The following is a 13,866-nucleotide window of genomic DNA, read 5'->3' as shown; positions in this document are numbered from 1 at the left end:
AACCAATGGCCAAATTCAAAAAGTTGTTTAAAGCAAAAAGAATAGACTTACAAAGAAGAGCAGCTGCACCAGGTATACAAATGCAGCCAGTTGGTTTTGCTTCTCGAAGTTTGCCTTCTGGAAGTATACCTGAAGTATAAACGCAACCGCAAACCAACCTGCATAGTTTGATAAAGGCACCTGGTCGCCGCTCCAGCTCCAAAAGTCGTATTGCATGGCAACAGGCTCTATAAAGAAATCCAGTAGTAGCATAAGCAGTGTGCCAAGTATAGCTTTCGCCAGCCAGTGCCACTTAGTGTAGTTGCTGATGTGGCCTGTCGTATAAACGAGCATCAGCCAGTTTAATCCAATTAGGAGAGGCACATCCCATAGTTTTGCTCCCAATGCCTGCCCGTAAGTATAATTACCAAACAGCAGGCCAGTGTGCACTCCCAGCACTTCAGAAAAAAAGCCCACAGCAAACACAAGTATGGCAAAAAGTATAAACACCCTGTTCCAGCTTTTATGAAAGGCAAACAGCAGTGCATTTGTTAACAGCAGGTTCATGGGAGTGAGGTTCTGGAAATATTCTTGGTTGCCACTAAACAACAATCCCCAAAAGCCCACCGCATGGAAAATAAAGAGTATAGCCACTGCCAGAGGTAAGCTATACTTATTGTACTTGCTAGTTTTGACAGTATCAGGAGTAATGGTTTTAAGCATGTTTAGGTATTTTTGCTGTTACTGTGGCTGCAGGAGCCAGGTCGCCAACTATTTTAGCGGATAGCAGGCACAAAGGTATACCTCCGCCAGGGTGTACGCTACCTCCGCAAAAGTATAGGCCTTTTTTATTACTGAAGTTGGGGTGCCGCAGAAAAGCTGCCATTCGGTTGTTGGAGCTGCTACCATACAAGGCCCCGCCAAACGAAGAGGTTTTACTTTCGATCAGCAACGGATCAAGCACCTGCTCTTCTTCTATTAATGGCCCTATGTCGGTGCCAAGCATTTTACTTAACTTTTGCAGCACTGCATGCCTTGTTTCTTCTGTTAGCTTTTGCCAGTCCTGCCCTTGGTTATGTGGCACATTTACCATTACAAACCAGTTCTCGCCACCAACTGGTGCATCCTGCGCATCTGCTTTAGATGTGATGTTAATATAAACCGTTGGGTCTGGGCTTATACTTTTACGCTTGAATATATGCTCGAATTCAGTTTTATAGTCTTGGCTAAAGAAAATATTATGCACGTGCAGCTGCTCAAACTCTTTTTTAATACCCCAGTAAAAGATTAAGGCTGAGCTGGAGCGTGGCTGCTGCAGCGTTTGCTCAGGTGCTTTTTTATTTGGCATCAGCCTTCGGTAAGTAGGCACAATATCCATGTTGCTTACTACCACATCAGCTTTATACTTGCTCTGGTTGGTTTCTATACCGGCTATACTTTTGCCTGCGGTTAAAATCTGGTTTACCGGCTCGTTATACTTAAACTCCACTCCAAGCTCCTCAGCAAGCTTTACCAAACTAGCAGCTATAGCATAAATACCTCCGTCAGGGTAAAATGCCCCAATGTTATGCTCTAAGTGCGGAATAATATTCAGCGTGCCAGGTGCCTGATAAGGATCAGATCCGTTGTATGTGGCAAACCTATCAAGTAACTGCACAAACCTATGGTCAGTGAACTGCCGCGCGTTTTCCTGATGCATGGTGGTAGTAAGGCCAAGGTCAGAGAGACAGCTTAAAGTCTTAAGCACATCGGAACTCAAATACGTATCTAGCCGGTGCAGTGACTTGTGCAGAAACGTATCGGCAGTGCCTTTGTAGAGTCGTGCACTTTTAGCCAGTGCCTCTAACACCGCCTGCTCTGGCACACCCAGCTGCCGGTTCACTTCTGCTGCAAATTTGACTGCTTCTGAATATGCTTTTACATGGCTGCCATCAGGCCAGAAATAATGGGTAATCGGGTCGAGGCGGGTGTAGGTGAAGTAATCTGCCGGTTTTCTGCCTGCCAGGGTAAAAAGCTCGTCTACCAGGTGCGGCAGCGTGAACAGCGATGGCCCTGCATCGAACCTATATTTGCCCAGCCAGAACTCCTGCATTTTACCGCCAAAAGTATCATTTGCCTCAAAAACAGTAACATCGTAGCCTTTCACGGCCAAGCGGATGCTAGCTGCTATGCCTCCAATGCCGGCTCCAATAATGGCTGCTTTAGTCATACTAGATTTTACGCAGATTTATACTTTGTGCAGTAACTGTTAGAGTGGGGTAAAGGTTTTAAAGATTTATACTTTCCCGAAAACGCGTTTATAAATTGGCTTTCGCATTCCAAATTGTAAAACCATGAGCGGGTATAGTAACAAATCTAAAGCTTTAGCTCCCGTGCTGTAGGTGATAATATCATGAATGATAGCGCCATTTCCATTTTTGGATACTAGATGTTTATGGTGCCATAGCCGCAGGGGAGGAGGGAGTTCTTGTCCTTGATCTATAAAGTATGCCTCTGTGCTGGTTATACTTCTGTCGGTAATCAGGCTGGTCCAACGGAAGGATTTTACACCTGTTTGCAGCTCTACCTCCACCACATCGCCGGGTTCCGAGCCATCGAAGCGCAGCAGTTTTAGCTTTGGAAAAGGCGGAGCCAGTTCCCGAAACAGCTGCTCATTAAAAGCATTGAATACCTGCAGGTAATCCTGGGCTACGGCCGTTTTTAAATGAAGCTGCATGGTTTGATTGCTGATTGGTTAGTTGTATTTTTTACTGCCGCGAAAGTTACTCCCGTGACTTGGTATAGAAGCGAATCTCCAAATTCGTGTTTCTGTAATACCTGACCGCCCTTGCCCCTTCTTAACCAAGGAGGGCAGTTTCTTTCTTACTGCTGATTATAACCTCCTTTCAAGGTTAAAGTTATAATTTTACCAAAACAAAAGCCGCTGCGTTTAGACTTGCAGCGGCTTTTATACTTTATGCTGAACAGCAATTCAACAATTTAACTCAATAGGTTATCAATATCCTCCTTCGTCAGACTCTTAATCACGGTTTCATCAGTGCTGATAAGGTCGGTTACGAGTTGTATCTTGCGGTTCTGAAGGGCCAATATCTTTTCTTCTACAGTATCCTTTGTGATAAATTTATAGGTAAACACAGTGTTCTGCTGCCCGATGCGGTGCGCACGGTCTACTGCCTGCGCCTCCACGGCTGGGTTCCACCATGGATCAAGTATAAACACATAGTCGGCTGCCGTTAAGTTAAGGCCCACCCCGCCTGCTTTCAGCGATATCAGGAATACTTGTATACTTTCGTCGTTCTGGAAACGCTCTACCTGCTGGTGCCTGTTTTTTGTGTTACCATCCAGGTACGTATATTTTATCTCGCGCTTATCCAGAGACCTTTTAATGATTTCTAAGTGCTTCACAAATTGGCTGAATATTAAAACCTTATGCCCTTTGCTTACTACATCCTTGGTTTTATGGATTACCTCCTTCAGCTTGCCTGAGCTACCTTCGTAGCCAGGGTCTGTCATAAGTGGGTGGTTAGCTATCTGGCGCAGCTTGGTTAAGCCCTGTAATAGCATAAACTGGGTATTGCCCGGTCCGTTCTCTTCCAGGTTCTTCAGTATCTTATTACGGTAGTATGATTTTGTTTCTTCGTAAGCATGCTCCTGCTCCTCTGTCATTTTACAGAAGGTTGTATTCTCAATTTTAGCCGGCAGCTCTCTTGCCACCTGAGACTTGTGCCTGCGAAGTATAAACGGCTTAATAAGTGCGTGCAGCCTGCGCGTTTTCTGCTCGTCCTTGTCTTTTTCGATCGGCTTTAGAAACTCGTTCCGGAAGAAATGCTGGTTGCCCAGCAAACCAGGGTTAATGAACGACATCTGCGACCACAGGTCCATAGTGCTATTCTCTACAGGCGTTCCGGTAAGTATAAGCCTGTGCCGCGATTTCATTTCCCTTACCGAGCGTGAAGTATTGGAATCAGGGTTCTTTATCGCCTGAGACTCATCGAGTATAATGTAATCGAAGTAATAGGTTTTAAGCAGCTCCGCATCCAGGCGCACAATACCATACGAGGTAAGTACTACATCATACTCTGAAAATAGCTCCACGTTCTTTTCGCGGTAAGTGCCGGTGTAATTAAGTATGCGCAGGCTAGGCGTAAACTTCTGAGCTTCGTTTAGCCAGTTGTATACCAACGAAGTAGGCATTACCAGCAACGAAGCACTTTCGGCGCCATTCTCTTTGCGGTGCTGCAGCATGGCCAGCGTCTGCACGGTTTTACCTAAGCCCATATCATCGGCAAGGCAACCGCCAAACTTATAGTTCTGCACAAAATGCAGCCAATTATAGCCTGCTTTCTGGTAGGGGCGCAGCTCTCCCAGAAAACCTGCCGGTAAAGGCTGGTCTTCTATAGTGTCAAACTCACGCAGCTTTTCCAGTTTGCGGCTCATAGTTACTGTAGCCAGATTGCCGTTTTGCAGGTCGTTTACAAGAGCCATGTGGTGCTTGCGCAGCGTCAGTAGGTCTTCTCCTTCGGCAAAGGCAAACAGTTCTATGTACTGCGTAAACCATTCTTCCGGTATAACAGCTATCTGCCCGTTAGGAAGTATAAACTCGTTGTTCTTGGTAAGAATATGGTTTTTTAGCTTGATAAACGGGATCTCGAACTCACCAAAGCGAACAGTACCATAGATATCGAACCAGTCGTTTTTCTCTGTGATGCCTACATCCAGTGTTATCTCTCCAATAAAATAGTTTTTGCCGCTTTTCTGACTCTGCTGTATTGTAAAGCCTAACTCTTCTAACCCCTGCAGGTTGTTATTAAGCCAGGCAAAGGCCTCGTTTTTATCCAGGATCGCCTGCCCGTTCTTTACCTCCAGAGCCCGCTTGTTTAGTTCTTTCGCAAAATCTTTCTCACGGTTAAGGTCACGTATCAGTTTATGGAAAACGTAGGAGTCTGTGGTTTTCTCCATACTTACGCTAATACGCTTAGGCTCCTGCGTTTGTACTATGTGCCCGCCATACCTGAAAGCCAGGTTAAACAGTATCTTACTATCGGCACGTTCTGTTTTATGATCCCCGTTACCGTTTACCTTAGCTACAGGAGCATCCGCAGCCATTATCTCTGAAAAAGTAAGAAACGGACTCGCCTCATACTTTTCATCCTTCACATCAAAGCCCTTGGCAAACACATCAAACGACTCCATGAGAGGTGCTACAAACTTGCTGTAGTAATTCTCCTCCATAGAGCGGGGTATGGCTATAAACTTCTTATTCAGGAAAGGCTGTAGCTTTTTACCGTCAATGGGTTTGTCAAAGCTGTACACTACATCGTTCAGCATCAACCAGGCTGGCTCGTAGCATATCAGCGAAGCATTTTTGTACTGGAAGTCCAGTTTCTCTCCTGCATACCTGATCCTTGGAAAATAGTGGGTATTGTCTTCGTTGCGCATGAAGTGAAACAGCACAGATGCTTTTTCCGGAGCCAGCTGTATCCGTTTATAGGTTGGCTCCCCGTCTTTGCCCATAATAAACGTGTTCTTATCGTGGCGCAGCAGTTCCAAGATCTTACCCATTCGGGCCTGAATGTAGTGGCTTATGTTCTCCTGCAGTGCTTTGTCGCCTTTCTCTGGGTCGTATACTTTCAGGAAAAAATCGGCTGCAGACATTTTTTTGGTAGCAAAGCGTTTTAGCACTGCTTCCTGCTGTATCTGGTCGATAAGTGGTATAAGCTTAAAGTCTATCGCATCAAGGCGCGAGGCAAACTCGTCTGCATTTTTAACGGAGATATTCTGGTGTTGTAAGGTAAGCTGACCCTTGGTGTTTACCTGTACCACAAACGATTCGAACAGATACCCAAGGTACTCGTGCTCGAACAAAGCATAAACTGCCTGAAAAGGCTGCGTGGTATAAACTTTCATGCCAAGTGCAATTAAAGGACTTCAAATTTAGTCTTTAAAAGGCTGATTTCCTATCAAAAAAGATGCCTTTGGCTTATTGTAAGCAGCAATTAACTAAATTCTGTCCTTAACAGTTAGTGGCTTTAAAAGTTTTAAGATTTATACTTCTGATAGCGGAGTTTTATGACGCAAAAGTATAACCGAACAGTTGTAGTTCCTGAGAAAAGAGAGCTACAGGTTTTCTGTAACAGACATAGCTGCTGCTTTACGAGCCGGTCGGATAGATACTAAAAGTGTGATGACGATGATAGCCAGTCCTGTGAAAATAAAGTCTTCGATCTCCATCTTTACAGGATATGCCTCTACCACCGATGTAGCCATGCCCATACTTACCAGTCCAAACGCTTGCTGCAGGTTACAGATAAGCATACCCAGCGTAAGGCCGTAAGCTGCACCTATCAATGCTACCAAAGCGCCCTCCAATAAGAAAATGTTGCGGATGGTATTGGCTGTTGCCCCCATGGAGGCTAGTATGGCAATATCCTTTTTCTTATCTATTACCAACATCGACAGCGAGAAGAATATATTAAGCGAGGCAATAAAAAGTATGAAAGCAAAGGTGATAAACACAAACAGCTTCTCTACTTTAACAGCACGAAGCAGGCTGGTGTGCTGCTCATCACTGTTTAAAACTTTGAACTCGGCCCCGAGCAACTCTTGCAGCGATCGCTTTACCTGCTCTACCTTATACCCCTGGTCTACTTTAATCTCCAAAGCGGTTCTCCTTCGGCCATACTCCAGCAACTCCTCCGCAAAGTTTAAGGGCACAAATACATAAGCATCATCGTACTGGCGCTCAATGGCAAAAATTCCGCCTGGTGTAATGTTCAGGCTATTAAATGAGCCTTCGGGGTTTAGTGGATTAAACTTTACGTTGCGTGGGTACAGGAACTGCAGTGGCACGAACTGGTTGTTCGGCCTTATAGAAAGCTGGTACTGCACTCCACGTCCAATCAGGGCGTGATAGGTATCGTTGTAGATTAATTCGCTGTGACCTTCTACTATAGACTGTGGTATATCGTTCTGCTGAAAAAAGTTTTCGCTTACGCCTTTAACCTTAACTACCATCTGCTTATCGTTGTATCGCAGCAGGGCATTATCCTCTATTACCTCCGATACCACAACGACACCCGGCATGTTACGAATTCGGTTCATGAACTCTGTGTCTGTTTCGAAAGACTTGCCTTCTACTACCGTGATTTTCAGGTCCGGATCAAAGCTGGAGTATATTTTTCGGATCAGATCTTCCAAGCCATTGAATACCGAAAGCACAATAATAAGTGCAGCCGATCCAACAGCCACACCAATCATGGCTATATTGGAGATAATACTAATGATGTTCCTCTTCTTTCTAGAGAAAAAGTATCGTTTCGCTATCAGAAAAGGTACGTTCATTACTTTGTTGTTAGTTGAATGTTAGTAGTTAGTTGAATTCAACACTTCAGCAATTAAAATTACTTCCAAGCCTTTACAATAAGGCCTGTACCTGACGGGTGCTTTCCATTTACATCCATCCAGTTTAAGAGCATACTTATCGGGAAAGTAGCCAGGTAGTAGAACGGCAATATCAGGAAGAATATTTTCGATGCATTCAGCATGAGTAGCGGGTACTTCATGGAAAGGCGCCAAGAGATTTGGCCTGGTTTACCATAGGAGTAACGTGCATCTACTCTTCTAAAACCAGCCTGCCTTAGCTTGTCCTGAATTTCCTGGATATTGTAACCGTCCCGTACGTGTTCTTCAATAAAAGATGTTTCTCCATCGCCGTGCACATCTGACCCACCCTGATCTGATGGAGTAGAGATTACAAGCATACCACCAGACCGAAGCGAGGCATGAAAGTTTTTGAATACCTCCACGTCCTCCAGTATATGCTCCATCACATCCACTGAAAGTATAAGGTCGTAGTTATTCGGCTCTCTGTACTTTACCAGGTCTCCGATCTTAAATAGCACGTTGTGGCGGCCGATAGCCCTGATAAAGCGGTTGCTGTCTGAGATCTGCTCTTCTTTAACATCCACGGCAAGTATACTCCACTTGCGGCTCATGCCAGACAAGTAGTAAGTATACTGGCCAAAGCCGGAGCCGGCATCTAAAATATGCTGCTCTTTGTCTTTGCGCCCCGTAGCCCATTCGCGCAGTTCTTTGTGCACATGCCACGTACGCAGCAAAAGCAGGTCTAGTAAGTTGTAAAATACACGGCGAAGAAAAGGTGTTTTGTTAAATACATCGCCAAGCACGCGCTTTATCGGGTCGTACTGCATAGGGTGAATTAAAGCTGGTGCTTTTTATTTAGTATAAGTGTCGTCGTCTTCGTCCTCTTCGGGTGCCGGCGGAATCTCCAGACCTGAAAAAAGCTTGTCCATGCTAGCGGCATACTCTGCGCTATCATCCAGGTAAAAGTTTACCTCTGGTATAACGCGTACCTGGTTTTTGATGCGCTGCGCCAGGTGGTGGCGAATTGTTTTTGCGTTTAGCCTTATTTCCAGCAGCACCTCCTGCGGGTTAGGGGCCATCATTACACTCAGGTAAACACGTGCCAGACCTAAGTCCGGAGAAACACGTACAACGCTTACTGATATATATGAGCCACCAAACAGGTGCGGTACTTCACGCTGAAAGATATCCGCCATTTCTTTCTGAATCAGGCGCGAAAATTTCTGTTGTCTTTTACTTTCCATACGAAGATGCAAATATCATATTAATTTCGCATTTTTACCCCAAAAGCGCCTTACTCATTTTGAGCAGGGCCAGTTTATAGTTTCTTCTAACTCTGTCTTTCCTTGATTAGTTACTTTCGAAGCATACTGCCTTCCCGACTGATCCTGCTGGTTATAATTTACCTTGCTATTCAGCTGCCGTTGATTTTACTGCGTGCAACGCCTACTGCCCCTGAGTTGCAGCACATGCTGGTGGGCGAACGCCTTGCCGATGGCTTTAGCATGTACCGCGATGTGTATGATAACACAGCCCCGCTCTCAGCCATGGTTTTCTGGATTCTGGACTTGGTGGCTGGCCGATCTTTTATGATTTACAGGATAACAGCCGTTGTATTGCTGCTGCTACAGGCTATTCTTTTGAATAGCACTTTAAACCGGCATAATGTGTATGCCAGCAAAAATTATCTACCGGCCCTTATATACTTGGTGCTTGGCAGCTTGTCTTTTGAGTTTAACATGCTCACGCCGCTGCTACTGGGCAATACCTTTATCATACTTTCGCTGCCTTATATTATTACGCTCTCCAAAGAGGGCTTTGATAACAACAGGCTGTTTGTGGGTGGCTTTATACTTGGCCTGGCTGCGCTTTGCTATCTGCCGCTGGCCATGTTTCTGTTAGTGGGCATATTTGCTGTTATACTTTTTGCATCTAATACGTTCCGTAGCTTTCTGCTTATGCTGTGCGGTTTCGGCTTTCCGTATGCCGTGCTGATGACCTATTTTTTTTATAATAGTGCGTTAAGCGAATTTTTAGAGATGCATCTTTTTAGGCCATGGCAACTGCAGGTTGCTTTCCTGAGGCCTCCAGCAGATGTAGCAAAGCTTATGGCTATTCCTGCCATCATTGCTATACTTTCGTTCATGAGTGCCTCTTCTTTGCCTCAGCGCCTTGTATTTCAGGTGAGGTTTCAGCAGGTAATGTGGGTTTGGCTAGTTGTTAGCTTACTAATGATTTTTACACGCGACGAGATTACGGTGGCCACTTTTATACTTGTGCTTCCTCCGATTGCATACTTTAGTGAGTTTCTTTTTACCTCCGGCCAAAAAAAGTGGATACTTAACTCTATTTTCCTGATTACGCTTGCTGGAGTTATACTTCTGCGTTACCGCTCTGTTTTAGACATCAACAGATATTTAGCCTTAGATGAATCTCCTTTAGTATTAACAGAGACTCCTGAGACTCCTTTAAAGAATAACACTGTATTGGTTTTGGGGCAGGACCTTGGCTATTATGTACATAACAAACCTGTAACGCCATACTTTAACTGGCAAATTTCACAGCGCTATTTCCGCGATCTAAATGAGTATCAGGCTGTTTTTGAGATTCATGAAGCTTTTAGACGTGAAATGCCCAACTATTTAATAGATAAGGCTAAGCTGATGCCCGAATTAAAGTATAAGTTGCCTTCTATTTTCGGAAAGTATGAGCAGGTGCCTGGAGACACAGCATTATACCGACTAAAGTAAAATAGCTGCCTTAACAGGCAGCTATTTTATTTACTCTATTCAGGTGTCGGCCACCTTCAAATTCAGTTTCTAAAAACGTCTTAACCATTTCTCTCGCAACTTCTTCTGTTACGAAACGGGCTGGTATACACAGCACATTAGCGTTGTTGTGCTCACGCGACAGCTTCGCCAGTTCCGGAGTCCAGCAAAGGGCTGCGCGTATTTCTTGGTATTTATTGGCCGTCATGGCTACACCGTTGCCGCTACCGCAAATAAGTATACCCAAATTGGCATCACCTGAGATAACTGCTTTAGCCAAGGGATGCACGTGGTCCGGGTAATCTACAGATGCTTCCGAATCAGGGCCAAAATCAAGGCTTTCGTATCCCAATCCAGCTAGTTCCTCCTTCAGCATACTTTTATAAGTATAACCTGCGTGGTCTCCGCCTATTGCTATTTTCTTTGCCATTATATTGTATTGTTTTCGTTTAGTCGCTTCAGGTCTTTTTTTCTGATTGAATTTGAGATGCTAATACTTGCCTCATATAATAACATCAGTGGCATAGAAATCAGCAACTGGCTTATTACATCCGGCGGCGTGATAATTGCCCCAACTATCAGTATCACAATAAACGCATGCCTACGGTAAAGCTTCATTGTTTCAGCCGTTACCAAGCCTGCCTTTGTCAGGAAATACACAATTACAGGCATTTCAAACATAAAAGCACATGCCAGGCAAAGCGTCGTTAGTGTTGATATATACGAAGAAAGGTCGAACTCATTTACAATACTAGGATCTACCTGGTAGCCTGCCAGAAAATTAATGGAGATAGGGGATACTACATAGTAGCCAAAGAGTAGGCCCATGGCAAACAAAACAGATACAAAGAAAACCGCTCCACGTGAATTCTTTTGTTCCTGTGGGTATAACCCTGGCTTTACAAATCGCCAAATTTCCCAGAAGGCATACGGAAACGCACATGCAAGACCAAGTATAGCTGACACAAGTAAGTGCATGGTAAACTGACCACTCATTTGCCTGCTTTGAATGGTAAAGCCCATCTCTTTTATACAAAGCACATCCGATCCTATACTTTCTCCTACCTGGCACATTATCCTGTAACTCAGGAAATCAGGTCGTGAAGGAGCAAGTATAATATCATGAAACACAAAGCCTTTTGCTACAAAAGCAATGGTTCCGAAAACGATAATAGAGCCTAATGCTCTGATGATGTGCCACCGCAGCTCTTCCAAGTGATCCACAAAGGTCATCTCGTGCTGCGGCTCATCATCTATATAAGGTTGGTCCATTAATATATGGCTCCTGCTGTTTAGTTAGTAAGCGAAAAGGGGGTAATCCTGCATCCAAGTATTGATATCCTTACGCACATCACCTATTTTGCTTTCGTTGTCGTGGTTTGATAGTACTGTATCAATCAAATCCACAATACGGCTCATGTCGTTTTCCTTTAAACCACGTGTAGTGATAGCTGCAGTACCTACTCGCATACCAGATGTTACAAACGGTGATTTATCATCAAACGGCACCATGTTTTTATTTATGGTAATGTCTGCTTTCACTAGTGTGTTTTCTGCTAGTTTTCCTGTAAGGCCTTTAGAACGCAAGTCAATCAGCATCATGTGGTTGTCTGTACCTCCGGAAATAATGTTATAGCCACGATCTACAAATGCTTTTGCCATGGACTGTGCGTTCTGCTGTACCTGCTTTACATATGTCAGGTAATCATCAGAAAGTGCCTCAAAGTATGCCACCGCTTTTGCTGCAATTACGTGCTCTAAAGGTCCGCCCTGTGTACCAGGAAAAACAGCACCATCTAGTACAGATGACATCATGCGTGTCTCGCCTTTTGGAGTTTTCAAACCAAATGGATTCTCAAAGTCCTTACCCATCATAATCATACCGCCACGTGGTCCACGAAGTGTTTTATGCGTGGTAGTGGTTACAATATGGCAATGCTCAAACGGGTTGTTCAATAGCCCCTTAGCAATCAATCCGGATGGATGGGAAATATCAGCTAAAAGTAAAGCACCTACTTCATCGGCAGCTGTACGTAGTTTTCTGTAATCCCAGTCGCGGCTATAAGCAGAGGCACCACAAATTATTAGCTTCGGCTTTTCACGACGGGCAGTTTCTACTACCTTGTCAAAATCTATTAAACCGGTTTCTTGCTCTACACCATAAAACGAAGGCTGATACAGTTTACCGGAAAAGTTAACAGGAGAACCGTGCGTTAAGTGACCACCGTGAGAAAGATCAAAACCTAAAATTTTGTCACCAGGCTGGAGCACTGCCAGCATTACAGCAGCATTGGCCTGTGCCCCCGAGTGTGGCTGCACATTTACCCACTCTACACCAAATAATTCTTTAGCACGGTCAATAGCCAACTGCTCTGACAGGTCTACTATTTCGCAGCCTCCATAGTAGCGTTTTCCTGGCAGGCCTTCGGCATATTTATTTGTCATTACGCTACCCATAGCCTGCATCACCTGCTCCGAAACAAAATTTTCAGAGGCAATCAGTTCTATGCCATGTGTTTGTCTGGCTCTTTCCTTTTCTATAAGATCAAATATCGCTGTATCTCTTTGCATCACTTCTTTTAGGTTTTATGCATTCAAAATTAAAGTATGCCTTGCAATAAACCAATGTTTCAGATGTTTATCTACGATATATGCTTTAAAGCAGATTTAGAGCTTTGCAAGTAATTTTAAGAAAACAAAAAGCCGCTCCTGCTATGCAGAGGCGGCTTTTTTACAACTACAAAAGTATGATTACTGCTTTATGATCTTTACCTGCTGCACTTTGCCATCAAGCTCAATGGTTAATATATACATTCCGCTTTGTAGCCTGTCTGGTAAAGGTAGCTGTAAATTATTGGTCCCTTTATGCACCTCAACCTCTTTAACAAGTACTCGCTGACCGTTTAAGGCATTCAAGTGCAGTAAGGCTCTACCAGCTGTATTTGTTGAAAATATTACCCTAGAATTAGCATTAATTGGGTTAGGTACCACTACTGCTTGTAGTGCTTTTTCATTATTTTTCAGTTCAACTGAAAGGGTTTTGCTATATGTAAATGTGCCATCCGTATCTACCTGCTTCAGACGGAAGTACAAAACTTTGCTGTTGCCTGTATAGTAATGTGTAAACCTATAATCTAAAGCTATAGCACTGTTACCTGCCTTACTTTTCACAGTAGATATCTTTGTAAACTTGCTTAAGTCATCTTCAGACATTTCAATCTCAAAGTGAGAGTTATCTGTTTCAGAAGCAGTTCGCCATTCAAGTGTAATTAGATTTTCCTTAGTCTTTGCTTTAAACGTGGCTAGTTCAACGGGCTGAGGATCAGGAATAGCTGTTGCGCTTATCTGCAGGTTTTCAGTTAATGTACCTTGCGTATGGGCTATAGTTTCTCTGATGTCAGAATCAGTAGGGGTAGGCTCTGTTGGTTTATACTTAACGTAAATTGTAGTAGCATTAAGTCTATTATTAGTTATTCCCCCCAATGATAAAGTTCTTCCGAAGTCTGCTTCGTTCGCAGTAAGAGAGATTGTAAAAGGCCCGGTTGCATTGCCAATGTTTATAGACACAGGCACTCCATTCGTTAAACTTTCCCCACTAACTGTATAAGTTTTGGTCTCTTCTCCATTAACTAGCACGTTTTCGAATGTTAAAGGATTTGGAGAGAGTGTTATAGATGGCAATGTAACTATAAAGTCATTTAAACTATAAGTAATTTTAGTAGGGGCTTCTACTCTA

Annotated in this window: 12 protein-coding genes; 1 reads left to right on the top strand and 11 read right to left on the bottom strand. The window is 43.9% G+C overall.

Features of this window, described 5'->3' with window-relative positions:
• Positions 1–27 precede the first annotated feature (27 nt).
• The 7 genes from WG943_RS19870 to rbfA all read right to left on the bottom strand — a co-directional run bounded on the left by WG943_RS19870 (position 28) and on the right by rbfA (position 8,606).
• Positions 28–702 carry a carotenoid biosynthesis protein gene (locus WG943_RS19870; RefSeq protein ID WP_340411658.1) on the bottom strand — a complete coding sequence of 225 codons (675 nt, stop codon included), beginning with the start codon at positions 700–702 and terminating at the stop codon, positions 28–30.
• Complete coding sequence (gene crtD / locus WG943_RS19865) at positions 695–2,188, bottom strand: 1-hydroxycarotenoid 3,4-desaturase CrtD (RefSeq protein WP_340411657.1); 1,494 nt, start codon at positions 2,186–2,188, stop codon at positions 695–697. Before crtD ends, WG943_RS19870 begins: the two co-directional genes overlap by 8 nt.
• 66 nt (positions 2,189–2,254) lie before the next feature.
• Entirely contained in the window at positions 2,255–2,695 is a 441-nt protein-coding gene (locus tag WG943_RS19860; RefSeq protein WP_340411655.1) for an SRPBCC family protein, read from the bottom strand.
• A gap of 263 nt (positions 2,696–2,958) precedes the next feature.
• The gene (locus tag WG943_RS19855) at positions 2,959–5,886 is read right to left on the bottom strand and encodes a DEAD/DEAH box helicase (protein ID WP_340411652.1); all 2,928 of its coding nucleotides are present in this window, start codon (positions 5,884–5,886) and stop codon (positions 2,959–2,961) included.
• Between the two features lie 210 nt (positions 5,887–6,096).
• Positions 6,097–7,320: an ABC transporter permease gene (locus WG943_RS19850; protein ID WP_340411651.1), complete on the bottom strand. Its 1,224-nt coding sequence runs from the start codon at positions 7,318–7,320 to the stop codon at positions 6,097–6,099.
• A 59-nt stretch (positions 7,321–7,379) separates the two neighbouring features.
• Positions 7,380–8,189 (bottom strand): class I SAM-dependent methyltransferase, encoded by an 810-nt coding sequence (locus WG943_RS19845; RefSeq protein WP_340411649.1) that lies wholly within the window; start codon positions 8,187–8,189, stop codon positions 7,380–7,382.
• Positions 8,190–8,213: 24 nt separating this feature from the next.
• Positions 8,214–8,606, bottom strand: coding sequence for a 30S ribosome-binding factor RbfA (gene rbfA / locus WG943_RS19840; protein WP_340411647.1), 393 nt, complete (start codon positions 8,604–8,606; stop codon positions 8,214–8,216).
• Positions 8,607–8,708: 102 nt separating this feature from the next.
• On the opposite strand from rbfA, the gene WG943_RS19835 reads away from it, so the two are divergent.
• The gene (locus WG943_RS19835; protein WP_340411645.1) at positions 8,709–10,112 is read left to right on the top strand and encodes a hypothetical protein; all 1,404 of its coding nucleotides are present in this window, start codon (positions 8,709–8,711) and stop codon (positions 10,110–10,112) included.
• 10 nt (positions 10,113–10,122) lie between these two features.
• On the opposite strand, the gene rpiB is transcribed toward WG943_RS19835, so the two are convergent.
• From rpiB to WG943_RS19815, 4 genes are all read right to left on the bottom strand, one after another.
• Entirely contained in the window at positions 10,123–10,560 is a 438-nt protein-coding gene (gene rpiB / locus WG943_RS19830; protein WP_340411643.1) for a ribose 5-phosphate isomerase B, read from the bottom strand.
• A complete protein-coding gene (gene tatC, locus WG943_RS19825) occupies positions 10,560–11,402 on the bottom strand; it encodes a twin-arginine translocase subunit TatC (protein ID WP_340411642.1) in 843 nt (280 codons plus the stop codon). The genes rpiB and tatC overlap by 1 nt, the downstream gene beginning before the upstream one ends.
• Before the next feature lie 24 nt (positions 11,403–11,426).
• The gene (gene glyA / locus WG943_RS19820; protein ID WP_340411640.1) at positions 11,427–12,701 is read right to left on the bottom strand and encodes a serine hydroxymethyltransferase; all 1,275 of its coding nucleotides are present in this window, start codon (positions 12,699–12,701) and stop codon (positions 11,427–11,429) included.
• A 180-nt stretch (positions 12,702–12,881) separates the two neighbouring features.
• On the bottom strand, positions 12,882–13,866 hold a 985-nt coding region (locus WG943_RS19815; RefSeq protein ID WP_340411639.1), incomplete at its 5' end, for a T9SS type A sorting domain-containing protein.

Source organism: Pontibacter sp. H249, assembly GCF_037892465.1.
Classification (GTDB): Bacteria; Bacteroidota; Bacteroidia; order Cytophagales; family Hymenobacteraceae; genus Pontibacter.
This window is presented reverse-complemented; position numbering and strand designations above follow the sequence as displayed.